This is a genomic window from Flavobacterium sp., from assembly GCF_036782315.1.
In the GTDB taxonomy this organism is placed as follows: domain Bacteria; phylum Bacteroidota; class Bacteroidia; order Flavobacteriales; family Flavobacteriaceae; genus Flavobacterium.
The window spans coordinates 115,098-139,356 of record NZ_DAIPZK010000005.1; the positions used below are offsets into that span (position 1 = coordinate 115,098).

Genomic DNA, 24,259 nt, shown 5'->3' on the forward strand with positions numbered 1-24,259 from the left:
CAATTACAAAGTGCATAGAATTTTAATTGAAGAAAGACTGTATTTTAGATGAAAGTAATTCTTGTTATCGGATATAATAAACCTTTATAAATCAATATTTTACAGGTTTTTCGAGAAGCTGAAGAGAATATAATATTCCTTAAAATTTTAATTTTAAAGTAGGTTGAGAGGTTACTAAATTAGTTAACATATTTTTTTTACATAATAAATTATTTAAATTATCGTAAATGTATATTATAAATATGAGCATAATTTTTTGAATATTAATACTAATTTTTGAACTAGTTACTAATTTTTTCAGTGATATAGCAGTCTTTTTAGCTGATTAGATTTTATCCTACTATGCAACGCACAACGTGTTCTATTTTAAGTCCAGTATACTCGCAAAATTCTTCTATAGAGATTAGTTGATGTTGTTCTTTATTAAAGTGTTTCTTAATCTTCAATAAATATAATCTTGCTTGAGCGTATTCTTTTCCCATGATGCGCTGCACGTCTTTTGGATATATACATACCCTGATGCTGCTTGGTATCACTTCTTTTTGTTTTAATACTTTATCTATGCCTTTGAGTAGGCTTTGCCTAACTTCCAGCATTAGACAAATTTAAGTAAAATTTGAATGATTGGTATAATTAAAATAGTTGATTATTTATGTTTTTGTATGTTTTCTAAAAGAGACTGTTTGAAATATGAATTTAATAAATGAAACTTTGAATAAATCATTCGGGATTTAGTTGCAACGATTATCGAAATGAAAGTGAAATTTGAAAAGGAGTATTAATCAAAAACTTTAGAAATTATGGCTAGACAGAAAGGCATAATTAAATTGAAAGGTACTATCGGGGATATTACTTTTTATAAGACGCAGGATGGTCACTTAGCTCGTGAGAAAGGAGGAATTGATGCTAGTAGAATAGCAAGTGACCCTGCGTTTCAGAGAACGCGTGAGAATGGCTCTGAATTTGGTAGAGCAGGTAAGGCAGGAAAAATGCTAAGAACTGCTCTTAGACCATTGCTTTTAAACTCTGCAGATGGTAGAATGGTTAGTCGATTGACACAGGCAATGATGAAAGTCATTCAAGCGGATACAGTAAGTGTACGTGGTTTGCGAAATGTGATTGATGGTGAGGCTGAATTGTTATTTGGTTTTGAGTTTAACATTCGTGGTAAATTGGGAACCACTTTATTTGCTCCGTTTGTGGCATCAATTGATCGTGTTGCAGGTGAGATAAAAGTAGATTTGGCTTCATTTATTCCTGCTAATATGATTGCAGCTCCAAGTGGTACGACTCACTTTAAGATTATTTCTGGAGGTGCAGAGGTTGATTTTGAGGCTGAAACGTATGTAGTAGCAACTTCTGAAACCGCAATCTTACCATGGGATGCATCTGCAACTGTTCCAATTAATCAGGTAAATGCAGTTACTGCTAATTCAACTAAGCCCTTATTTTTGGCTTTAGGTGTTGAGTTTTATCAAGAGGTTAACGGTCAAATGTATCCATTGAAAAATGGAGCTTTTAACCCATTATCAATTGCGAAAGTTGATAGTGGTGTATAGCCAGTGGTCAGTAATCAGTTTTTAGTAGTCAGTAATGGTACTATTTTTAACTAGAACTTATTTCCCTGATGGAACGAATGGTAAACTCGAAAGCGAAGGTAAATTGATTTGTCATACAATTGAATTGCCGTGGAAGATGAACGAGACGAAAGTTTCCTGTATTCCAGAAGGGAAATATTTTATAAGAAAGCGATATAGCGCAAAGTATAAATGGCATTTGGAATTAGAGGATGTACCGAATAGAAAATGTATTCTTTTACATCCAGCTAATAATACTCAAAAGGAATTACTGGGTTGTATTGCTCCTGTTACTAAACTTTCTGGACCTGGATTAGGGTTGATGTCGAGAAAAGCTTTTGGGAAACTAAAGAACATTGTTTATAAAGCTTTGGATAATAAAGAAAGTGTTGAAATACTTATTCAATAGATCCTTTACAGGATGACAAAAAATGTAATTATGAAAAAAATAATAAATAGAGCTACAGCTCCTACACCAAAGTTTTTTAAAGTGCTTCGGACTGTTGGGTTAGCATTGGCAGCAGTTGGAGGGGCGATTTTAGCTGCTCCAATTGCTTTACCTGCAATTATAACTACTATTGGTGGTTATGCAGCCCTTGCTGGTGGAGTTTTATCAGCTGCTAGTCAGCTTACTACAACTGATGATAGCAAATAATCCTACTTTGGTAGGAACTGCAGGAGGAACGTTTTTAAGTATTGTACCGAATATTCAATCTGAAGATATTACACGAACTATTATTTTAGTTAGTGTTGGTGCAATTGTCAGTTTTACGATTTCGTTACTACTTAAAAGCTTAAATAAGAAGCGCAAAAAGTAAGTTTAGCCCTTGTTGTGGTGACCTTTGGGTTAAATAAATTAAAGTCAAGTCGTAAGATTTGGCTTTTTTTGTTTTAGATTTCTCCAAAGTGATTGAGTTGCACTTCAACAACAATGACTTCGGAATTATGACTATACAAATCATGGTATTTTGCAAAATCAATTGCTTTATTTCTACTATCAAATGCACCAAAAAATACTCTCGATGCTTTAGATTTCCAATTGTCGGTTTGAAATAATAAAAATAGGCTCATAGTATTATGATTTAAGTGTTAAAAATTGATTATTTGTTACTATAGCGGTGAATAATTACCCTACGCATATCGTTAATTAGATTAATGTTTTCGTGAAATTGTTTCTCTTTTTGAGCTAGCAATTTTAAAGTTTCCACATGTTTTATATGTGCTTCATATTCCTCCATTAATTGTGCAGATTTTGAGAAGAATTCTTTTTTAAAATCAGGTAGTCGTAAAAATGAAATGACTGAACCCACTAAATGTTGGTGCCAAAATTTTGATTTCCATAAACTATATGCTACCCAAAAGATATTTTCACAATCTTTTTCATTGTCAAATATGATTACAAAGCTGTTTGTGAATGGTTCATTTTGAGGTTTTCCACTATTCATTCCTTTGTTTAAAGTAAAGAAATGAGGTTTGTTGTAGCTAGTACCTACTTTGTGAGATTTGATGATGTAATTTTGCATTGTACAAGGTTTTAAAAGATTAATTTTCTTCTGTCTTCCTTGTTTCAGATGCTCGAAATGTGAACTGGAATAGAGGTGCCTCACACATATTTTTGCAAAAGAAAAAGGAAAAAAAGAAAGCCACTTCGCCTTGTGGAGGGTTTCAAAAAAGCAAGTTTTTCCGGTAAAATACTACCCTTATGAGTCATTAGTAATAAGTAAAAAGTGAAATGTTGGGGTGGAAATGTGAGGGTGGAGATTTTATCCGAAACTGAAGGCTTGAACTTGCTTTTTTGAATACCTGTAACAAACCTTTGGTTTCTTTTTTTTCTTTTTTTGTAAAAATGTTTCCTTTTTTGTTTTGGAATGGGGGAGTCTTCAAAGGGTGTGGTTTTCTTTTTTTAGAACGAGCTCGACTATGCTCGGTTAGATAGAAAGTTCAAATGAGATTTGAAAAATTAAAACCACACGCTTTGTGGAATTTGATTTTTGAGGATGCCTGATGAGACAAATAACAGTCGCAGTTTTCAGTTTGCAGTCAAAGTCTAATGGAAATGGGAGGCATTTTCAAAAAACAATGCAAATACTTCATAGTGCGAAAGTGCAGAAGGGCAGGCAAGGGTATTATTTTTATTTGCTTTACTATAGGGTTTTGCTATTGCTTTTATGATGGATAGATGCCTGAATGTCTTTAAAATTGATTTAGTTCAATTGCTACTAAGTATGATAGCTACGTAATGGCATCTTGCCATCGTGAAAGCAATTTACTGGGATTGTTTTAGCAAAAAAATGATATGCTTGCTGGGGATTTTGGTTTTGTGGGTAATAGAATAGCTTTTACCAAAGGCAAGTTAACTAAAATGGAAAGCTATTTTATTATTTACAAAAGCAATGAAAAAACTTCCTATTTAAACACAAAGCTGAAAAACAGTTAACGTGAGCGTTCTTAAAAGCAATTATAAACGTAAAGTTTCCACTGAAATGGAAAACGTTGTTATCGACAGTGGCGAAGGACGGTGTTTTTTGAAGCTGGGTGATGCGATGGGAGCTGCAAAAAATGTTGTCCTGGAGCCACTGGCACAAGCGTTGGGTGAGCGGCTTTTTTACATAATGTTATTATAGTGCATCCGTGATTTGATTAGTAGCAGGATAGTTCTTTATGCACTATAATGCCACATTATGTAACTAAGCTTTGGAAAAAAAAATTACTGGCATGAGTTGCGAAGCGTACGTGTTTTTGTTTTGAGAGTTGGGCAAGCTCTTTGACTGATGGCTTATTGGATTATCCTTTATAAACAAAACGTTATAGCCAACAGACAAAGTGCTTGATGTGCATTGGGACAAAAACCATGACAGTAATTTTTTTGGAGCGATGGGAAGGAGTGTAACAGAAAACATTAATTTAGTAATAAATGAAAAAGTACGTTCTCATTATTTTAGATATGAAAATCGCAAATGAAGAAATGGAAACAAAATCAAATAATTTATATTAATCTTCAATACCTTCTTTTTTTAGCAGCTTTTCTTATTTGGTTTAATATTCTAATGCATTTTTGCACCATTTCTAGCTTTTTTTAGAAACACTAAACTATAAGCCTTAAAATTAGCAAAAATTTTGAGAGTTCATTTTTCAGTTTTATAAAAAAAAACCATCCTTAGTTGGTATTAATTTCAATCTTTATTTTTAGCAATAAACTTGCCATTAACATCTTTTGAAATTATTACACTCCTTGGTCTGCCATAATCATGAATAGACATTTCAGTTGGATTACCTTTTTTGTCAAAATCTGTATAAACAAAACTTGGTTGGTCAAATTGATTATTGTAATTTACAGTCATAAAACAATCCCAACCATTTTCTTTTTTTCGAATATCATAACTACCTTCTAAAATTATTTCTTTTATTTTTGGGAAAGTTTCTAATAAAACATCCATTGTTTCTTGTATCTGCTCTTTTGTTACCATAATTATTGTATTTTAATTCCAATTTTTTCTAATTCTATCTCAAACTTCCATGATTCTAACTCTCTTAAAGTTATATCTCCTAATTTTGGATTGTACTTTTTTCTAATAGTATTAATATTATATAAATCAGATAATAAATCTTCTTTTTTCCATTTTTTGGTTTTTAATAATCTATTCAATACATATTGCTCGTGCATATGTGTAGGAATTTCAGCCCAATATTTCATATAATTAGGCGTTTTCTTTTTTAAGTACATAAACATTTCAACATGAAAAAGTTCGTGTTGGGTGGTATATTTTGTAAAGAAAACATTTTTTGCTACACCCCATTCATCTATAGTTTTACCGGCAAACATATAAATTTGAGGTCCTTCACCAAATAATCCTTTGTAAAGCTTTATACCAAATTCTCCAGAAGTCGGTTTAAAGAAACCGTGTCCACCACCTTTTTGCCATTGGTCAAAAAGTTTTTTATATTTTTCATTATTTCTATCTATTAAATGAATATCAAAGTTATTTAAACCTGTGCTTTCTCTTACTTGTTTTACAATGCCTTTTATATAATTTTCAAAAATATTGTCTCCACTATGCATGACAAAATCACCAAGTTTTCTTTCAATTTCCGCCACTTCATACAACTCATCAAGCAATCCATCTACATCTTCAATACCTTCTTTTTTAGATACTTTTCTTATTTCATCTTCATGTTTTACTAATTTCTTAGCACTTTTGCGTAAACCGTTTTTTATTGCAGCTGTGAGTTCACCTGATAAAGATAGTAATTCTAAATAAAATAAATATTCTGTGAGTGATTGTCCAAATGAGGTTTCTCTTAATTCGGTGAGTTTTAATAGAATGTTTAATGAGCCACTGCTAATTTCTATAGCTCCTACTGCTAGTCTAATTTTTGAAATAGTGGAAGCAAATTTACTTGCTTTTTGATACTTTGAAAAGCGTGAAGCAACTTTTGCCATATTTGCCAAGTGCCTAAACTTGGCGATATTTCCAATGCCTGATAAGGTGGTTACCACATCTACGGTATATTCTAAACTAGTGATGATGTTGCTCCAAAAGGCTTTGTCTTCATTTGCTTTAAGAAAATATGCTGGCAATAATTTTGGCAATGCAATTGCACTTTCTTGTTCTATATTTGCTAGTAAAATGGGTTGATAATAATGATATATATACTTGTTTTGTTCTTCAACTAATTGTTCTACCCATTCTCCAAGTTCAGGATCAAAAAAACTTATAACATTATCTATCCAGCTTTCATCTTCTGAAACTAATATTTGGTTGTTTTTTAAAAAATTAAAATTTTTATTGCTGCTAAAAAAGCCAGCAAATTTTTCAGATTTATAAGGTAAATTTAAAGGACCATTACTATTTTTAAAAAAATTATTGTCTATTTCAACAAAAGAACTTTTTAGCCAAGTATTGTAAATAAAGGTAGTCAATGAAACAAAATTGTCTCCATTCATTTTTTCATAGAGCAATGCAAACCTTGTTTTTTTACTTCTATTTTCTTTTAGAAGTTCCAATAAAAATATATTTTCATTAATAGAACTAGATAATATGCTCTCTAAAATATGCAAAACAATATCTTCTTTGTTGAGCCCAGCATTAGTAACCCTACCCTCTAAAGTGTTGTCTATAATAGACCATAGTAAGTTAGTATCTATTTTTTGAAAAAGAAACACAGGTACATAGTACAATATTTCGAGCACTTTGTCACTGCCTCCAAATGCAATTTCTGAGGTAATTAATTGAACATAATCTTCTAAAAATAATTCACGAGCACTAAATGTGCTTTCGTCGTCATTTATGAATTGGTCAATAGTGTTTAGTTCATAAAAAAGAGTTTGATTCAAAAATTCTGCCATTGCACCTATTGACTTGAACGACAATGTTATTGCAGGATTATTGATGCTTCTGTTAAACGGAATTCCTCGTTGATAGTAATTATAATCTAAAATATAGCGGTTTAGTGATGTTTTTATTTTAGGCAAAAGATAAACATATCCAGGTTTTTCGCTTTTATAGAAAGTTACAATTCTTTTTGCTTCAGAGATTAATACATTTAGGTTTGAAGAAAATAATACCCTAAGAAATCTATCTGAATTATCAGTAGTGTAGCCTTCTTCATCTTTGAAATTAAAGCTAAAAGAACTATCAGAACTAATGGTAATGTCTTTTGGATGATAGACAAAATAATCAGGAAAAACAAAGGTATCTTCTAAAAAAACTTCAATTATTGTGGCATTTTGATAGTCATAATAAAAATTACTTACTTGATTAATTTCTATTTCAACTAATAGGACATCTTCTTTTTCTACCCACGCGTTTGAAAATTCATAAGGAATTCTTTTATACCAAGATATTGCATCTGAACTAGTATCATCTTCTCTCTTTATATAATACTCTTTTATACTACTAGTTTGATTTATTAAAAACAAATTTCCAATAATTTCTCCAGCAACAAATTTATATCCATTTTGTTGCACAATAGCCTCTTTTTCTACAAAAATTAAATCGTTTTCATCAATAATTGTAGCATTTACATAATCTTCATCTACTTTTATTGCTGCTCTAAATTTGTTTTTTTCTTCAGTATCTTCTGTTCTTCTAAAAAACCTTAAATAATCAATAATTTCTTTAAATTCACTCATATATTATTTATAACATTTTGATATCTAAAATATTCTATTTGAGTGTCTAGGTCAATACGTATTAATACTTAATTATATTAAGGTTTAAAAAAAAATGATAAAATACAAGTAATTATGATAAACACTATTATAAAGGTCTTATTAATGAAAATCAATCTGTTCTAAATTTTCCCAAATCTCTTTTAAGATTAATAGAATAGCATCTATATTTTTGATTTCGTTTTGCAAATCTTCTAATCTAAATATCTCATCACTATATCTTGTCCATTGTCTTCCATCGTGAACTTTTTTGTAGATGTGTTTATGATTTGAACATCGCACGTAAATTCCTTTTTCATCTTTTTTAACGTCATTCCAAACTCCGTGTACAAAGAAATTACGTGTTTTTTTTTAATTGATTATTTTTCTTAATAACCTCTGTAATCTTTTTTCCTCATAACCTCTTCTGCGATTTATTTTTTCTAAAACATTCAAGTTTGATGAAAGATTATTATTTTCAATTAAAGTATTGCTAATTACATCATCATCTGAATTTATTAAGCGTTCTATTATGTGAGAAATTAAACTTTCTAATTCAGTAAAACGTACTGTAACGAGCCCTATGTGACCGTAAAATGGAATGTTTTCTTCTGTAAGCTCTAATTGTACTTTCTTAAATAGTTGCATAAAATTGCTTGAATTTTTTATATTTTATATTCAAATTGAAAATCTGAATGAGTAAATAAAAAATATGAACAATAACCCATAGAAAACTCATTTTGAATTTTAAAATTTTGGTCATCAGATGTAAAATGATAGTGAATTGTAGTTCTTTTTATTCGTTTAGACTGTCTATTTTATCTTGTATTTGATCTAATAGTTTATTTAAATCGTGACCAAAATAATTTGGTCTAGTAAATTCCTCATATATTATTGCTCTGCCATAATCTGAAACATCTGCGCCTCCAGTAAAGAGTTCATATACTTCAGGATTGTTTTTAACGTGATAATCTGCTAAATGTATTGCATTGAATATTTTTCTCTCTGCATCATTTCTAATTTTTTTATTTTTACCATTTCTGTATGTTTGATAATCGATTACAAAATTTGTATGAATATCATTTAGAATTCTATATAATTCTTGCCATTGTTTTTTAGTCATTTTATAGATGGATTATTTAAATTAATTTTTATTTTCTTAGATATTTGTTAACTATCATAATAAATATATGTTGAACTTAAATATATTCTCTTTTAATTTATACTTACGTTATCTAAAAACATAATTTTATTAGAATTGATAAAGAAGATGGTATTAATATGATAATATATAAATTAGGGTATAACGTTACATTCCTATCACTGGAACTTTAATAGTTTTTATTATTGGTTCTGAAAATGTTTTCTTTTCGTATCGAGGAGTAACATTTATATCGGTAAATTGTTTGTCTTCATAATAATTGGTTTCCCAGATAACAGAAATCTTTACGTTTGCATCTATTCCTTGAAATTGATTATCATTTAAAAGACCGATATAGAAAATTCCTTGAGTTCTGTTAGAATTTTTGCCATAAGCAGCTATCCCTTTTCCTTTATCAAATTGCATAAAATTTTGATTTGTCATAAAAAGTTGAGCATTATTATAATCTGTAATGAACCAATATGCTACATCTTCTCCCATCGTCGGCACAGCTAAATTAGAAACTGTACCAATGGCTAACCCTGCTAATGGACCACCTCCAAAAATTGTTGCAGTTCCTGATGCTAGATTTGTTATGGATTTAACATTTTTAGCCCAAGCATCTGAAGCCTCTTTTCCAACACCAATCCAATAAGCCCAAGACACAACTCTTTTAGTTTTATATGTTGAAATTTCATTTTCAGGTAATGTAACTTGAATTGTTTTGTAGTTTTTATATTCAAGATTGGTACTAGAATGTATTCTCTCATTTTTATTTATTATCATATCTTCAGAGAGTTCTGTTTTAACTAGTTCCCTTTTAGTTTTCTGGGTATATAAAGTATCATACCCGACCAAAACATCTTTTGTATATGTATTAAAAGTCGTTTCTTGTTTGTCTATCCAAGTTACTGTTGAGTTAAAACTTTTAGTTTCTTCATTTGCAGGAATACGTTGAATTTTTATTTTGCAAATTCGTCCTCCAAGTGCTGTATTTTTAAATCTGAAGGCATATACCCCTTGCTTTGTTACAGATATTATTTTGTTATCAATTTGTTTAGATTTATAATCTGAAAATTTTGAGTTATTTGGATACTCAACAATTTCAATTTCCTTTAATTCTTTGTTGTCTACCTCCTTAAAGTTTAAAATTATTTTATCGCCCACAGCAAAGCCAAAATAAAGTTCTTCTTCTGTAAGTCCACTAATTTTAATAGTTTGGTCTGTTACATCAATGGGTTCTTGTGAAAATATGGGATAAGTAAATAGAAATAGCCCAATTATTAAATTTATTACTTTTTGCATAAGATTATAGGTGTTGCTTTATTTATTTTGAAAAAATTGATTTATCTTATGTTTAACAATTTCGAAATGTATTAGGAACAATCTTTTTATAGGTTTCTTTTGATTTCTTCATATTCTAGTGAAGTTGATTTTAATTCTTTGAGTAAAAGAGACTTTTTAACACCTACTAATTTGTTATCCTCGATTATTAAAGAACTTCTATGTTCTTTGAATAATTTTAATGCAGTGTTTCTTGAGATTCCAATATTTTGTAGAGCAATTATCAACGGGTTTTGTGTTCCATATTCTAAGAGTGTTGCCCAATTATCTCCAGTTTTTTCTTCTCCAATGACACTTAAAAGAATTTGGTAATAATGATTAAAGTATTTTTCAAGTAAGAAGCGTAAAACGTATTCAATATCATCTATAATTTTTTCTATCAGTAAATTAATATGCTTTCTATTGGATTTATTAAATACTTCATATTCTCTAAAATCAATTTCAATGTTATTTTTATTATCGTGATTCCACTCTATTGATTGACTAATTATTTGACTTAATGAAAAGCCGTTAATCCATTGATTGATCAAAACAGAATAGTATTTTAAGCTATTTTTATTAGAAAGTTTTTTTTCGGTTTTATCCCAAGAATATAGAGTATGAAATTGTAAAAGTACTTTTAGAATACTTTCATATTTTATTTCATTTCCTCGTGGTAAAATGCTTTTTTTTGATTTCTGGACAGTTTTATAAACGCTTTCTTGTATATCAAAATCAATGGTTTGATTAAATTTAAGTATTGATTTAGGAAGTTGATAATTTTCAACTTTGTTTTTAGCTAATTCGATTATTTTGTGCTTATTTTTTTCTATCAATTTCTCAATGATTGGGCTTTTGTAATTTGAATTGGTTTCAAGCGTATCCACTTTTAGAATATTTGCTATATATTTTAAAATTTCTTTTTCAGTTTCAGAACCTGATTTAATTTCTTCATTTTTTAAAGCCTTCTCTATCCTTTTAAGGTTTCTGTCAATTTTTGTAAGAACGGTTGGTGTTAATGTGATTTCCTTTTTGATAAATACATCTTTACTTTCCCATTTAAACTCGTCATATTGAACGCAAAATATATTTCCTTCCAATTCCCTTGTTAATCTTCCTGCTCTTCCTGATAAATTCCAAAAATCAATTTGAGATAAAGGTGTTTTACTACCACTTCTATTATCAATGATGAAAATATTTTGTGTAGGCATATTTACACCTTCTAATAATGTTGAAGTACAAAAAACATATCTAATTTCTTCTTTTTGGTAAAGTTCTTCAATTAGATTTCTTATTAATTGTGGCAATCGACCATAATGGTATGCAATTCCTTTTTCTAGAAAATCGACTAAATAGTAATCAGGATGAATATACTCTTTTATGTTTTTAATTGCTTGACTTAGTTCTTTGCTTAGTTCTATTTTTTGAATTTTCTCTGCAAGTTTAATGGTCTTATTGATTGTGTTTCTTTTTGAATAACAATAAATTAGATTGTTTTTTCCATCTCCAATAAACTGAACGAAGTCTAATAATTCATAATTTTGCTTTGATTTTAAAACCTTGTCAAGTGGAACGGAATTATTATTGTAATATGTTTCAACTTCATTGTTTTCAAGATTTACAAAGTAAATATTTTGACTTACTGGTGATTCATTTGTTTTAAACGAATTCAGTTTGTTTCTATTGAATAATTCTAAAAATATTTCTGGATTGGAGACATTCGGTGAAGAAAAATAGAGTTTAATATTACCAAATTTCTTTTGAACCTTTTCTATAGCTGAATATGTTGTAACGCTTCTCGAATCTTTTTCATTTGCAAGTTTATGAGCTTCATCAATAAACAGGAATCCAATAGGAGGTTTTTTGTCTTCTGATAAATAACTTAATAATCTTTCAGGAGTAAGAATAAAAATGTAATTAAATCTTTCTTTTGTTAAGTTTTCTGAAACATTTGAGTTGATAAATATCTTATATCTATAAAGTTCAAGTTGCTCTTCAAGTTCTGTTCTTAAGTCAGAAAAAAATTGATTTATCAATGCTCTCGTCGGAACAATTATTACAATATTTTCGGGAGGACTATTTTTAATTACTTTTTTTATGAATGACTTAATTATAAATGACTTTCCCATTGATGTTGGTCCAGAAAAACTAAACTCGACACTATTAGAAAGTTTATTGAATAGTTTAAATTGCGTATCAGTAAAAACCAGACCATTACCATCAGGAGCTTCCTGAATTAGTTTTTTAGATTCAACTTCAATTTCTCTTAAAAGTGGAAGAGTAGCAAAATTGTTATTTTTACTTTCTAAGTAATTGATGGCAGGAAAATTTCCTAGTTTGCTAAATATTGCTTTTGAAATAGTTCTATAAATTTCGTTATTACTATATGTGTGATTTAAAGCTGAAGCTATTTGATAAGATTTGTTTCTAGCAATTGAATTATTTGAATTGGAAAGAATGTCTGCGAAACGTAGTATATCTTTTAATTCTTTTAAGGACAAATCTGTTTTCTCTTCTAGTTTAAAAATATTTTCAGCATTTATTAATAAACATTTACTGAAAAGTGAATTAAAGTAATTGTCTTGAAATATATCTTCAACTAATTTTTCGATTAACTTCATTATTCAACTATTTGTTTTATAATATCCTTTCTTACGTTTTTTAAATCTGAAAAAGGAACAACATAAATGTAAAATTGATAGCCAGAATATCCTTTTTTCTTAAGCTGAAAATTTAAAGAAGCCTTAGCCTCCAAAACTTGTTTTTTTATTTTCTCACGAATATTCTTTCTGAAATCACTATTGCTTTGCTTTCGTTCTTCTTCACTTACTTGAATATCAAAGCCAAGAAAAATACCAAATGAATAATCCAAATATGTTTTATCTTCTTTTGCGCTAGGGATCATAATTTTCTTTAGAGTATTATAACTTTCTTCATCATACGATTCTTTGACAAGTTCGCTATTAACTAAATCTATTTCTAATTCTAGTTTAGAACTTGATTTTAAAAATTTGTCAATAGACCCAAAAGCTTCGTATATTCCGGAACTTATGTCAGAGTTTAGTTTTGATTCCCCTAAGATTAGTTGGTAATCAGATTCATTAAGTTTTAGTATATGGACACCATCCGCACCTTTTACATAGTCGTTAGAATTTGTTTTTAATTCTAATTTTGTCAGAATTTTAGGCGCATTAAGATGAGATTCGAGTAAGCAATATAATAGTATTTCACCTAGTTCTCCATCATTTGTATTGTAGTCTTTAAGTTTAGCTTTAGATTTTTTTATAAGATCGTTAAGTTTATCCTCTTTTTTCAGATGATTAATTTGTTTTCTTGAAAGTGCAAAATAATATAGTTTGTTACCTAATTCATTTATTAACTCGTCATAAGAAAATGTATTGTTTTTAACTTTTAGTGTGAAAAGATTTAGATTGTTGTTGTTCTCTAACTTTTCATCACAAATATCATTATAAAACAATTCAAGAAAATCTTCTTTTATATTTTTTTCAATCATTTAGATTATATAATTAGGTTTAGTTAAATGCTCAAATAAAATTTATTTTGATTTTATAAACAATACGTAAAAACACGTAATTTTAATTAGAAAGGATTAGCATTAAAATAATAAATATGAAAATAGCTGTAAACATAATTATTTGGTAGACTTTGAGTAATATGAATTTGTTGGGAGAAAATATAAGGCTCATTAGCGAAGAAAAATATTGTATTATGCTTTTTTTATTTTTTGAATTAATGATATCTTTTTTTAAAGTTTCATTATGAGGATATTATCTTTTATAATGTTTTCTTAATTTCAAGTCAAATATTTTAAATTTCCAAAAAAATATTAATTTAACTATTGGTCCATTTTTTCCAATTTTTCTTTATTAACAAAATAATGATGAAGTTGGCTAAAATTAAAAATATTAATTATAACTTGGATTACCATTAGTAATGAAATAGTGAACAAATAAGAGATTGACAGAAGAGCTAATAAATTAATAAGTGTTGTATAAATATTCTTTAAATCAACATTCAAGTTTTCATGTTTATCAAAAAAAATAAATAGATGGAATGAATAAGCAATTACTAATGATACTGCTTGAATTATTATGTTTGCTGCAAAAGTAGCTGAGGATTTTTGATATAAACTAAACTTACTTTCCTCATTTAAAGGTTCTGTAATCTTATTTATCATGCCAACATGAATTAATCCAATCATAAAAGAGTAACCAGCTACTGTGAAACCTAAAATGCCAGGTAAAAAGTTTAACATTAAATCTTTAATTTCAATTAAAACGATGTAGAGATTAATCTTTAATAGAAGACATAATATTACAATTAAAAATGCAGAAACTAAAGGTACAATGTTTATCCAATTTGAAAATAATACCTTTTTTATACCAACAATTTTAAATATTGAATTAAAACCAAAAATTGTAGTCTCTTTAATTATATCATAATTTTGGTTAGTTTTTGTCATCACTTCTAAATCTATTAATGATTTTTTCTAAAACTAATCTATCAAAGCTACTTATTACTCCATATACATAATCCTTTAAAGGATAATCAGAAGTCTTTATGGTATCTACTCTTCCATTTTCATCAATTATCTTGGCTTCACTTTCCCCATTACTTATAGAAGATTCTAAAGCACCAGTTAAGATTTGACTTTCTTTTATTTTTATCGTTTTGTTTGGTTTATGAGTAGCCTCAATAACTAATCTACTTGAGTCTGAAGCTTTAATATCATTTTCAATAAACTCTTTAAAATCACCACCGTTGTCAAAATTTGAATAGTTAATATCAATAGTCAATTTTTTAATAAAATTTGCATTTAATATTTTTTCAAAACTAGAATAATCGGTTTCAACGTCAATTTGAACATACTCGTTTTCTTTGCATACTTCGTTTAATGCTATTTCAAGAATTTTTTTTATAGTATATGGTTTTGTTTTAAAATCAGTATTGGTTTTGTAAGCAAGTCTGTGAGCTTTAGGAACGAAAATTACTTGAGTGATTTTAGCATCTGGGAACAAACCATTTGGGACTTTGAACTCTTCGTCAATATCAAGGGACTTTAAGCTAAACCATTTATCATTTTTTATAAAAGTGAATTGAGCTAAAGTGCCAGAAATATATTTTATTCCGTTAATTTGATTGTCAAAAAATAAAGTTCTAAAAATACAATGCTTTGATGGAGAAGATTCAGCATGTATTTTTTTATCATATACATCTTTGAACAAACGAATGTAATCATTCTCATTTAATTCTTTATTTGACCTTTTATCCCTTAGTTTAATGTTAATCAGATAAAAGTATTGATGCTTCTGTCTTTCTTCTTTTCTCATTTTATTTTTACTTTTTAAGATTTTTATTAAAATTTAAAAACTATAATTGCTTTATTATTAAAGCCTTTACGATTTCAATGATGTTATTTGCTGCTTTATTATTCAAAACACTATGATTTATTTTTGGACCAAAAAAGCTACTAATCCATAGTGTATTATATCCATAAATATTGGCTATTTTATCCACTTTTTTTACTGTCATTCCACCAGTTCTTGTTGCACAAATAATTATATCGCAACCACCAAATTCTTTACTTAATTCTTTATCTGCCAATTTTTTAATAGTATCATCATATATCATTCTGCTATTTGGATCCCCCTGACTTTCAAAACCAATTTTAATTTTATCTAATTGAATAGTTAAAAGAATATCCCCAGAATAATTGGGTATTATAGAAGGAATTGCATTTGGGAAATCCCTTAATATAATTTCACAAACTTTTTTTATTGTTTCTGATTTTCCTTCACCAGCTCTTCCGTGTACAGCAATAATAGTTTTATTCATCTTTGTTTTATGATTTTGTTTTAACCTTTTTTTCTTTTAGTTGTATAAGTTGTACTAGGACTTTTTTTAGTTTCAGATTTGGTAACGTATCTACCAGTTTTTGCACTACGATGTTGTTGGTAGGTTTTTGATTTTTTCTCTTGTGCGTTTACTATTAAACTTAGAAATGTAATTAGTATTAAAGCGATTAATTTTTTCATTTGATTTAATTTTTAATTGTTTGTTTATCTTTTATTTCCAAATCCAAATACGATTCCCAATGCAGCAATTAGATTACCGTCTTTAGTGGTCGTACCGTCGTAGTTTTTACCGAATGAGAACGTTAATTTTTGATTTTTGAGAATAGCATAGTCAATGTTAAACATTAGACGCCAAGAATTGTCAGCTTCACTTTCTGTGAAGTAGTTTCTGTAAATAGCTTCTAAACTGGCATTTAATTTTGCTTGTGATTCTCCTAGGATATATCGGAATCCTGTATCGAACGTAGCAACACTATTAAATTCATTTGTACTATTATCTAAAGCAAATATTCTTTCTGGGTTGTATAAGTATCTTACTATCCCTAAAAAGGCACCTGATTTTTCAGTAGTGTATCCCATTGTTGTCCAAATTCCAGCATTATATATTTTGCCTTGGTCGAAACTTTTGTTGTAAAATTCTCCACTAATTCCGCCTGCAATATCCCATGTGAATCCTGTTCTTGTGAGTTGGAATTTACTTGCTGCTTTTTTTATTTCCTCATCTATTGTTGTTATTTCTTTATTGATTTCACTAGTGCTTAATAAAGCTTCCATTTTTTGTTCTATTTCTAGATTCATTTTTTCAGCTTTTTTATTCAGTAATTCTATTAGTTTGAGGTTGTCTTCCGATTCGTCATTAAAATCAATTCCTTTAAAAACATCTTTACGCGTTCTTTCTATGTCAGCAATTTCCTCAGCCAATTTTTCTAGCGAGTTGTCTAGATTTTTATTCATTGCTTTTAGTTTGACTTCTTGTAAATTTTTAATTTTTGCCAAACTTTTTTGGGTATCAGTGTCGTATTCTCCTCTGTAAATAGAAAACTTGAATCCGAAACCAGCATAAGTATTGTCTCTATTAAAGTTAAGTGAAGTTGAGTCTACATTTTTTATAGCGAATGATAGTACTAAGGATTGTGGAATAACATTTTTTCCTGATGAAGTACTCAGACCGCTTGTTGTAATGTCTCCTAAGTTTTTACTTTTTAATAACCAATAGGGTGCAATGTCAATGGCATAGTTTGAAGGAAGTTGTGTATAGCTATTTGATGCCGATTGAAGTGATACCATGAATTCAGACACGTCTGTTGGTTTATCGATTTCGCTTTGAGCAAATCCTAATAAGTTAGAGGCAGGAGAAACAGGTGCTTTTAGTAAATCATATTCCTGTGCAGTATTTAATGTTTGGTTATCATTTTGAGCGAAAGCAATTGTTCTTGTGAGTAAAATGACAATTAGAATTATTATTTTGTTCATGACTACGTAGTTTAAGGTTTGTAAAATTCAATCACTGCATAATAATTGGCTGAATCCCCTTCGTTTTCAACTGTTTTGTACAAAGGATAGCTTCTAGCTAAAACTCCTCCAGACATTTTAATGTTTAGAAAGGTCACGTTTGTTTTTGTAGACGTATCTGTAATAGTGGCTGTTATTTTCAGCACTTTTCCATTTAGTTCATTGTTTTTTCCAATTTCAATATTGGCTAAGTTTCCTGCATGGTTTTCTTGGATGATTTTTCTATCTAATCGAACCGTTAACAATGATGTTTGCCCTTCGTCACCTACAATAATTTCAAGGTTTATTTTTTTAGTACTATCGTTTATTAAGTATAGCGTGTTTAGGTTGGTTTTAGTTGACATATTATTACAGTTTTAGTTAGTATGTAAAAATAGGGTATAGGGTTTGGGTTTGAAATACGTGGAAATACTTAATTTGAGGGAGAAGGGAAAAGAGAGAAGGGGAGATAGGGAGATAAGGAGAAGAGGAGATAAGGAGAAGAGGAGATAAGATAAGGAGAAGAGAAAGGTTCGTATATCTCATAACTTTGTCTTTCAAGATAAATAATTGCTTATGATTTAAGGTTATGGGTATATGTTTTAATTGAAATATTAATTCAAAGAGTTAGATTTTTACAAATGGATGTCAGTTAGACTACTATGCTTGAATCCTTACCCCACTATGTAGATTATAAAACAGTCTTGTTCGTTTCAACGCATTTTTTGTACGTATAAATACTTATTTTTCACTGATTCTGTAAAGTTGATTCTTTTTTTTGGTAATCTAATTGTTAGGTTTTAGAGGCGGTATTAAGTAATTATACTTAATAAAAAGTGGTAAAAATACGTATTTTAAAGCCTGTTTCCAGCCGATACTTTTGGTTTCATAACATTAACAATTTATTTATGAAACCAGATGTAAACACAGGTAGTATTATTACAGAAGAAGAAGCAAAAACATTAATTACAGCATTTGAATCAAAATTTCCAGGTGAGGTAACTTCGTCATTTATTGGAGCTAATAATGTTAAAAATATTTTAGAACAAGAGAATTGTATAGGGGTGAGAATTTATAATGGTTATGATGATTTAAATAGTAAAATTAGCTTGGTTTTGGTTGGAATAGATGCTGAAGAAAAGGAGATTTTGGAAAATGGATTAATTTATGATCAAGTAATTACCTGCCCTCCAATTTGTCCAATAGATGGATTATCAAAAAAATAATTATTTTTACAAAGTTTCATATAACCTATCATTTGATAGGTTTTTTTAATTTTTTGTATGTTTTATATTTTTATTTTTACTCTTTTATGTGGAATAATTCCATTTATTTTTTTTAAAATCCAGAAAGATAAATTTTTGAATAAAGAAATTTTTTTTATTGAGCCATTTATCATGCTAGTCTTTTTTGGAAGTATATATGAATTAGTAGGGTCTTTATATTTTAAATGGAAAGTAAATTATTGGTTCATTACATATAATTTATTGTCTTATGCCACAATATTTTACTTTTATTTTAAAATATTAAATTCAAAATATAAGTATTTGTTTTTGTTTTTTGGATTAGGTATTCTTTTTTTATTTCTTTCAATTGCTATAAAATATACAATTGATGATTTTTTTTTATTTAATTATCAATTTAAATTAATTCAAACAATTTTTATTTTGGTTTTCTCTTTTTTATGGTTTCGACAAGTTTTTAAACAATTAAAAGTTGTTAGTCTGATTGAAAATTCAATATTTTTTATTATTTCAGGATTAATTTTATACTATTGTGGTACTTTTTTTTTATTTCTTGTTGCTAATCATGTTTATTTAATCAATAAATCTTTACTTTCAGATTATTGGTTTATAAACTTAATTTTTAATATTGTTTTAGATACTTTTTTAATTATTAGTATATGGAAGGCTCGGATGAGATAAAGTCTTTTTTTTGGATAGGAACATTTATGATGATGTTTCTTGCTTTTATACTTTTGTTTATGGTGTCTTTTTATCAAAGACATTTTGCTAAGATGAAGCAGAAAGAAACAGAATTACTTTTGAAAACCGCTTTGGAAAGTGAGAAGCAAGAACGTCAACGTATTGCAAAAGATTTGCATGATAGTGTTCAAAGTGATTTGAGTGCAATACGTAATTATTTTTTGTTGTTATCACGAAAGATTCGTGATAGTCAGAATCAAATTTTATTAGAAGAGATGAAAATTGCATTAGAGCAAACAATAGAAAATACAAGATTGATATCCTATAAACTTATGCCTCCTTTGTTGGAGAATGGTGGTTTTGTTATGGCTGTTCAAGATTATTTTGAAACCTTGAGTAAATCATCAGATAAAAATTTTGCTTTAAAAGAGTATTTAGAGGATTTTGTAGTTAGTACAGCTATAGCATATGAATTGTTTAGAATTGTTCAAGAGTTTACCTCTAATATGCTAAAGCATGGTACTATAAGCGAATGCAATTTGTTTATTTATGAGACCATTGAGGGAATTAGCTTGGAGTTAGTTGATGATGGAGTATCATTTGATTTTAAATCGAGTTATGCACAATCTAAAGGTTCTGGTTTGCAAAACATACAATCCCGTTTGAGTAGTATTGGTGCTAAACTTGTTCAACGTGAAGTTACAAGTGGTAACCATTTTGTTATTTATTTACCTAAAGAAATATGATTAAAGTAGCCTTAGTTGACGATCATCAACTTTTTAGAAAAAGTTTGTCCTTATTATTGTCTTCATTTGAAGGGATTGAAATTATACATGATACTAATGATGGGTTGGCTTTTTTAAAATTTGCTGAAACAGAAGTCATTGATGTTGTGTTACTTGATATTCAAATGCCAATATTGGATGGTTATGAAGTTTGCAAACGTTTGAAGTTGATTAATCCAGAAGCAAAAATATTGATTATTTCTCAGCTTACTTCTAAAGAGGCAATACACCAAATAATGGAGTGCGGTGCTAATGGTTTTTTTACAAAAAATTCACCCCCAGAACTATTGGAAAGTGCCATACGAAATGTAGTTGAACGCGATTATTATTTTGATGTGGAATTAGGTGCCGTAATTAGAGAAGCTATTTTATGGGAGAAAAAAGTACATTATAACTTAGATTTGACAGTACATGTTTCTTTAACCGCTAGAGAGATAGAAATTATTAAAATGGCTTGTATAGAAATGAGTAGTAAAGAAATAGGGGATAAGTTATGCATTAGTACTCGAACTGTAGAAAAACACAGAAAACGCATTATGGAAAAAACAGCCTCTAAAAATTTTATTGGTGTAATTTTGTATGCATTGAAAACTAATGCTATAAGTTTGAGTGATATTTAATTTTATAATAAATAGATAAAAGCTACTTTTTAGGGTAGCTTATGTTTTGAAATTTAATCCTTTTTTGTTTCTGTGTCTAGTATTTGAAGGATAGTTGGTATTCTATATTTTCCTTTCATTTTTTTTATTTTTTCCAATGCAGAATTAATTTCAATTCCAATACTGGAAATATATAAGGGCATCTTACTTTCACCTCTGAAGATAGGAAAAGAAACTTTATCAGTATTTACAAATGATTTTTTGGCTACCCCAATTATAGGAATTTTTTCATTTAATGAATGATACAAATGACCTCCTAAACCAAAAGTTTTGTTATTATTTATATATACATGACCATCAACAATTATACATTCCACTTTTTTTAAATCTATTTTTTCTAAAAGCTGGAGAATACAGGGCAGTTCTCTTTTATAAAACTGCCCTGATTCATATTCTGCAAATTCATCGATAATAGTTGTTTCAATTTCTTTTGGGATTTCATCTTCCCAATTGAAAAATACCCCAACGGCTTTGGAGTATTTTTCTTTGTAATGGACATCTATTGCGAGTAGCATTATTTTTTAGGATAATATTTCCATGTGCCAGGGACAGCAATATTATTGTGCATTTTTACTTCTGATTCAAGCTGTCCATTTTCATAATACTCTCTTTCCCAACCTTCTCTATAACCATTTTTAAACTCTATTTCACCTGACAACCATCCAGCATCTTCATAAATAAGTTTAATACCTGTAAATGGCTTGCCCTTATAATGCAAAATTTCACTACCTCCACTATCTATCCCTACTAGTTTTAAATCTTCTTGTTTTACTCTTAAACTCATATTTTAAAGTCCTATATATTTTACATTTGTTGTTAAAAAATGGCAATGTGCACAAGGTGGTTGAATTTTATTAGCCCCTTCTCTTAAATATCTATTATAGCCAACAATATCTTTAAATACATCATCTCCTAACTCTCCTAAAGGATCAATTTCTTTTAATAAATCATCTAAGGCTCTAATTTCACCATGACTAGCTTCTATTCCTGATCGTGCTATATCAGATGAATCTGCATTAAGTCCTTTTTTAACTTCTTTCATATGTAAATCATATCTTTTACGTAAGGTAGGATGCATTTCGTCTAAAAAAATCTGATACTTAGTTGGGTTTCCTAAATCATCCGAGAATTTACCATTACTAGTCAATTTTCCAATTTCGTCTATGCCATTCATTTTTGTAAAATTATGCCTTGTAAATGTTTTAGATATTTTGCCATTTTTAATATATGTCATCCCAGAAACCATTGTGCATTTCTCTAGTTTTGTTTTAGACAATGAGTTTACTAATTTTTGTACCTGTAAATTGACTTCTTGCACGGTTTGTTTGCCTATTTTTCCATATTTTGCTAAAGCAGTACCCTCATCAACTAAATTTTGTAAATTTCGACCTTCATACTTTATTTTATATACATCTTTATAATTAAATATTTTGTTAGATGATTTTATATCATCAAACAATTTTCTCAACCACTCCAGTATCTCCTCCAAAAAAGGTTTGATGTTTTTTGCACCATTTCTTAGTTTAGCTAATAAATCAATTGTATACTCAATAGAATTTGTTGCAACTTTAGAAGTGTACTTTAAAGTGCTTTTTGCAAATTTATATATTTCTGTGAATTGTTTGCTTATAATTTTTAAAACATCGGCAACTGTTTTTGCACCACCTGTAAATATGGCACTAATAATTATATCTACAAGCATACCAATAAAATAGCCTATATAGTATCCAAAAGCATCTATGGGTACTTTTAAATCTGTATTTAAAAGATAATTTGTTCCCTCAATTGATAATTGCAGAAAAAGTTTTGGTAATTGCACTATAAACTGCAATAAAGCCTTGAGGTTTTCTTTTGTAAAGAGGTTTTTTAAGGAGTCTAAAAAATTTTCTATGCCTTCAAAAAACATACTGAATAAACTAGCTAAATTTTGAGCTAAATAACTAGTACCTTTTCTTATTCCTTCAAATAGTTGGCACAAAAGGCTTAAAATATCAAAAAGACCCTTAAAAATTTCAATAATTCCGTTAATAAAACCCACTAAAAAAGCGTTCAAAGCAATGAGTGTGTCTTTATTGTTCTCAATAACTAATGCTTCAGGATTTCCTAAAAAATCTTTTGTTGGTTTTAAAATGTTGTCAATTTTATTAATAGAATCATTAATGTAGGTATGAAGGTATTTATTTTCTTTATCAAATTTTAAGGTTTTTATATTTGCTTTCCACTCATCATTTTTATTATTTAATTGTTTTAAAGCACTAGAAAACATTTTTTTATGGTAGTTAGTTTTTAATTTAGCCTCTAATTTTTCAAAGTCATTTAAATTAAAAAATAATAGATTTTTTTCTTCGTTTTTTGTACCGTCTTCGTTATAATATCTCCATCTGTTTTCTTCTAATTTTATACTATTAATTCCAGATGAAATGGAATCAAAAGCCTCTTTAAGTGTGTTAAAAGCAAAATTTACAGGGACAGAAACAATTTTATCTGTTGCCCAAAATCTTTTTTTTATGTAGTGAATAATCCCTTCATTATTTTCAATTTCTTCTTTGATAGCTTTTGAAAGAGTAACCGTATCTATATCAATTCCAAGTTTAAAAGCATTAATTACTTTTGCTGTTTGGCTTGCAGGGAAATTGCTGTTTTCTGTTATGTTGGCACCTAATTTTATTCGTAATACCGAACCAAATAAGTTACTACCAAAATCATTTTCAATGAATAAGACTACCTCATTATTATAGCATTCAATATTTTGATAAGCACGCTCAAGCTTTACTCCATCATCTGAAATAAAAACAATTACACTTGTAGATTTGTCGTTTAGTATATCATTAAGTAAGATTAAAGGTTTGTTCTTTTTTTGCCTATTTTCCTCTATAATATAAAAATTTTGTAATTGGCCAGCTACTTTTACAAATTGTTTACCTTCAATTTCATATATTTTTGATTCTCTAATTAAAACTTCATCCGTTGTTGTATTTTCAAATGAAAAATTGAAATCTATCTCGCGCCAAGATACTATATCACTATTTTTGATGTAATCAAATTGCTCCCAAGAGATTTTTTCACCATCTGTTATAAAAACTATACTTCTTTGACCTATCTCATTATTTATAAATTTGACTTCTATAAAATGATAATCGGACTTAAAATCTGAATTTATGTCATAATCATTTCCTATATTTACTGCTTCATTAAATACAACAACATTTGATTTGGTGTTTTTGTAGGATGGATCTCCAAAATTTTGTATTCCATAATCTATAGCTCTCATTTACATTAGTTTTTTAAAATAATAAATTTGAGCTCATATATTTAATAATATAAATCTCAT

The 24,259-nt window shown here is 28.5% G+C and carries 28 protein-coding genes; 8 read left to right on the forward strand and 20 right to left on the reverse strand.

Translation table 11 applies throughout. From position 1 onward, the window contains the following. Positions 1–332: 332 nt before the first annotated feature. Positions 333–596, reverse strand: a complete 264-nt coding sequence (locus V7P59_RS06350) for a hypothetical protein (protein ID WP_333809315.1) — start codon at positions 594–596, stop codon at positions 333–335. Positions 597–800: 204 nt separating this feature from the next. Between V7P59_RS06350 and V7P59_RS06355 the strand changes: the two genes are divergently transcribed. The 4 genes from V7P59_RS06355 to V7P59_RS06370 are packed head-to-tail and all read left to right on the forward strand — an operon-like array spanning position 801 to position 2,395. Next, positions 801–1,559 (forward strand): hypothetical protein, encoded by a 759-nt coding sequence (locus tag V7P59_RS06355; protein WP_333809316.1) that lies wholly within the window; start codon positions 801–803, stop codon positions 1,557–1,559. A 34-nt stretch (positions 1,560–1,593) separates the two neighbouring features. Beyond that, positions 1,594–1,986: a DUF5675 family protein gene (locus V7P59_RS06360; protein ID WP_333809317.1), complete on the forward strand. Its 393-nt coding sequence runs from the start codon at positions 1,594–1,596 to the stop codon at positions 1,984–1,986. A gap of 30 nt (positions 1,987–2,016) precedes the next feature. Then, positions 2,017–2,232: a hypothetical protein gene (locus V7P59_RS06365; RefSeq protein WP_333809318.1), complete on the forward strand. Its 216-nt coding sequence runs from the start codon at positions 2,017–2,019 to the stop codon at positions 2,230–2,232. Beyond that, positions 2,219–2,395, forward strand: a complete 177-nt coding sequence (locus V7P59_RS06370) for a hypothetical protein (RefSeq protein ID WP_333809319.1) — start codon at positions 2,219–2,221, stop codon at positions 2,393–2,395. Before V7P59_RS06365 ends, V7P59_RS06370 begins: the two co-directional genes overlap by 14 nt. Before the next feature lie 73 nt (positions 2,396–2,468). Here V7P59_RS06370 and V7P59_RS06375 read toward each other — a convergent pair whose 3' ends face one another. The 16 genes from V7P59_RS06375 to V7P59_RS06450 form a co-directional block, all read right to left on the reverse strand. Continuing rightward, positions 2,469–2,648, reverse strand: coding sequence for a hypothetical protein (locus V7P59_RS06375; RefSeq protein WP_333809320.1), 180 nt, complete (start codon positions 2,646–2,648; stop codon positions 2,469–2,471). A 29-nt stretch (positions 2,649–2,677) separates the two neighbouring features. Continuing rightward, complete coding sequence (locus tag V7P59_RS06380; protein WP_333809321.1) at positions 2,678–3,100, reverse strand: DUF6943 family protein; 423 nt, start codon at positions 3,098–3,100, stop codon at positions 2,678–2,680. Positions 3,101–4,750: 1,650 nt separating this feature from the next. Next, positions 4,751–5,044, reverse strand: a complete 294-nt coding sequence (locus tag V7P59_RS06385; RefSeq protein WP_333809322.1) for a hypothetical protein — start codon at positions 5,042–5,044, stop codon at positions 4,751–4,753. Positions 5,045–5,046: 2 nt separating this feature from the next. Further along, positions 5,047–7,710: a hypothetical protein gene (locus V7P59_RS06390; protein WP_333809323.1), complete on the reverse strand. Its 2,664-nt coding sequence runs from the start codon at positions 7,708–7,710 to the stop codon at positions 5,047–5,049. A gap of 141 nt (positions 7,711–7,851) precedes the next feature. Continuing rightward, positions 7,852–8,031 (reverse strand): hypothetical protein, encoded by a 180-nt coding sequence (locus V7P59_RS06395; RefSeq protein ID WP_333809324.1) that lies wholly within the window; start codon positions 8,029–8,031, stop codon positions 7,852–7,854. A 69-nt stretch (positions 8,032–8,100) separates the two neighbouring features. Continuing rightward, the gene (locus V7P59_RS06400) at positions 8,101–8,376 is read right to left on the reverse strand and encodes a hypothetical protein (protein WP_333809325.1); all 276 of its coding nucleotides are present in this window, start codon (positions 8,374–8,376) and stop codon (positions 8,101–8,103) included. Between the two features lie 148 nt (positions 8,377–8,524). Beyond that, complete coding sequence (locus V7P59_RS06405; RefSeq protein ID WP_333809326.1) at positions 8,525–8,851, reverse strand: hypothetical protein; 327 nt, start codon at positions 8,849–8,851, stop codon at positions 8,525–8,527. A 186-nt stretch (positions 8,852–9,037) separates the two neighbouring features. Beyond that, positions 9,038–10,174, reverse strand: a complete 1,137-nt coding sequence (locus V7P59_RS06410; protein ID WP_333809327.1) for a hypothetical protein — start codon at positions 10,172–10,174, stop codon at positions 9,038–9,040. Between the two features lie 86 nt (positions 10,175–10,260). Further along, a complete protein-coding gene (locus V7P59_RS06415; protein WP_333809328.1) occupies positions 10,261–12,813 on the reverse strand; it encodes a DEAD/DEAH box helicase in 2,553 nt (850 codons plus the stop codon). After that, complete coding sequence (locus V7P59_RS06420; protein WP_333809329.1) at positions 12,813–13,706, reverse strand: HamA C-terminal domain-containing protein; 894 nt, start codon at positions 13,704–13,706, stop codon at positions 12,813–12,815. The genes V7P59_RS06415 and V7P59_RS06420 overlap by 1 nt, the downstream gene beginning before the upstream one ends. Positions 13,707–14,048: 342 nt before the next feature. Next, positions 14,049–14,675 (reverse strand): hypothetical protein, encoded by a 627-nt coding sequence (locus V7P59_RS06425; protein WP_333809330.1) that lies wholly within the window; start codon positions 14,673–14,675, stop codon positions 14,049–14,051. Next, positions 14,662–15,543, reverse strand: a complete 882-nt coding sequence (locus tag V7P59_RS06430) for a DUF4747 family protein (protein WP_333809331.1) — start codon at positions 15,541–15,543, stop codon at positions 14,662–14,664. Before V7P59_RS06430 ends, V7P59_RS06425 begins: the two co-directional genes overlap by 14 nt. A 40-nt stretch (positions 15,544–15,583) precedes the next feature. Further along, positions 15,584–16,048 carry a hypothetical protein gene (locus V7P59_RS06435; RefSeq protein ID WP_333809332.1) on the reverse strand — a complete coding sequence of 155 codons (465 nt, stop codon included), beginning with the start codon at positions 16,046–16,048 and terminating at the stop codon, positions 15,584–15,586. Between the two features lie 20 nt (positions 16,049–16,068). After that, positions 16,069–16,248, reverse strand: a complete 180-nt coding sequence (locus V7P59_RS06440) for a hypothetical protein (RefSeq protein ID WP_333809333.1) — start codon at positions 16,246–16,248, stop codon at positions 16,069–16,071. A gap of 24 nt (positions 16,249–16,272) precedes the next feature. Continuing rightward, positions 16,273–17,541 carry a hypothetical protein gene (locus V7P59_RS06445; RefSeq protein ID WP_333809334.1) on the reverse strand — a complete coding sequence of 423 codons (1,269 nt, stop codon included), beginning with the start codon at positions 17,539–17,541 and terminating at the stop codon, positions 16,273–16,275. Positions 17,542–17,552: 11 nt separating this feature from the next. After that, positions 17,553–17,924 (reverse strand): hypothetical protein, encoded by a 372-nt coding sequence (locus V7P59_RS06450; RefSeq protein WP_333809335.1) that lies wholly within the window; start codon positions 17,922–17,924, stop codon positions 17,553–17,555. Positions 17,925–18,467: 543 nt separating this feature from the next. On the opposite strand from V7P59_RS06450, the gene V7P59_RS06455 reads away from it, so the two are divergent. The 4 genes from V7P59_RS06455 to V7P59_RS06470 all read left to right on the forward strand — a co-directional run bounded on the left by V7P59_RS06455 (position 18,468) and on the right by V7P59_RS06470 (position 20,889). After that, positions 18,468–18,785 carry a hypothetical protein gene (locus V7P59_RS06455; RefSeq protein ID WP_333809336.1) on the forward strand — a complete coding sequence of 106 codons (318 nt, stop codon included), beginning with the start codon at positions 18,468–18,470 and terminating at the stop codon, positions 18,783–18,785. A gap of 135 nt (positions 18,786–18,920) precedes the next feature. After that, positions 18,921–19,484 (forward strand): hypothetical protein, encoded by a 564-nt coding sequence (locus V7P59_RS06460; protein ID WP_333809337.1) that lies wholly within the window; start codon positions 18,921–18,923, stop codon positions 19,482–19,484. Continuing rightward, positions 19,463–20,230 carry a sensor histidine kinase gene (locus V7P59_RS06465; protein ID WP_333809338.1) on the forward strand — a complete coding sequence of 256 codons (768 nt, stop codon included), beginning with the start codon at positions 19,463–19,465 and terminating at the stop codon, positions 20,228–20,230. The genes V7P59_RS06460 and V7P59_RS06465 overlap by 22 nt, the downstream gene beginning before the upstream one ends. Beyond that, the gene (locus V7P59_RS06470; RefSeq protein WP_333809339.1) at positions 20,227–20,889 is read left to right on the forward strand and encodes a response regulator transcription factor; all 663 of its coding nucleotides are present in this window, start codon (positions 20,227–20,229) and stop codon (positions 20,887–20,889) included. The genes V7P59_RS06465 and V7P59_RS06470 overlap by 4 nt, the downstream gene beginning before the upstream one ends. 53 nt (positions 20,890–20,942) lie before the next feature. On the opposite strand, the gene V7P59_RS06475 is transcribed toward V7P59_RS06470, so the two are convergent. The 3 genes from V7P59_RS06475 to V7P59_RS06485 are packed head-to-tail and all read right to left on the reverse strand — an operon-like array spanning position 20,943 to position 24,199. Further along, a complete protein-coding gene (locus tag V7P59_RS06475; protein WP_333809340.1) occupies positions 20,943–21,443 on the reverse strand; it encodes an endonuclease V in 501 nt (166 codons plus the stop codon). Beyond that, positions 21,443–21,712: a hypothetical protein gene (locus V7P59_RS06480; RefSeq protein ID WP_333809341.1), complete on the reverse strand. Its 270-nt coding sequence runs from the start codon at positions 21,710–21,712 to the stop codon at positions 21,443–21,445. Before V7P59_RS06480 ends, V7P59_RS06475 begins: the two co-directional genes overlap by 1 nt. Before the next feature lie 3 nt (positions 21,713–21,715). Next, the gene (locus V7P59_RS06485; protein WP_333809342.1) at positions 21,716–24,199 is read right to left on the reverse strand and encodes a hypothetical protein; all 2,484 of its coding nucleotides are present in this window, start codon (positions 24,197–24,199) and stop codon (positions 21,716–21,718) included. Positions 24,200–24,259: the final 60 nt, after the last annotated feature.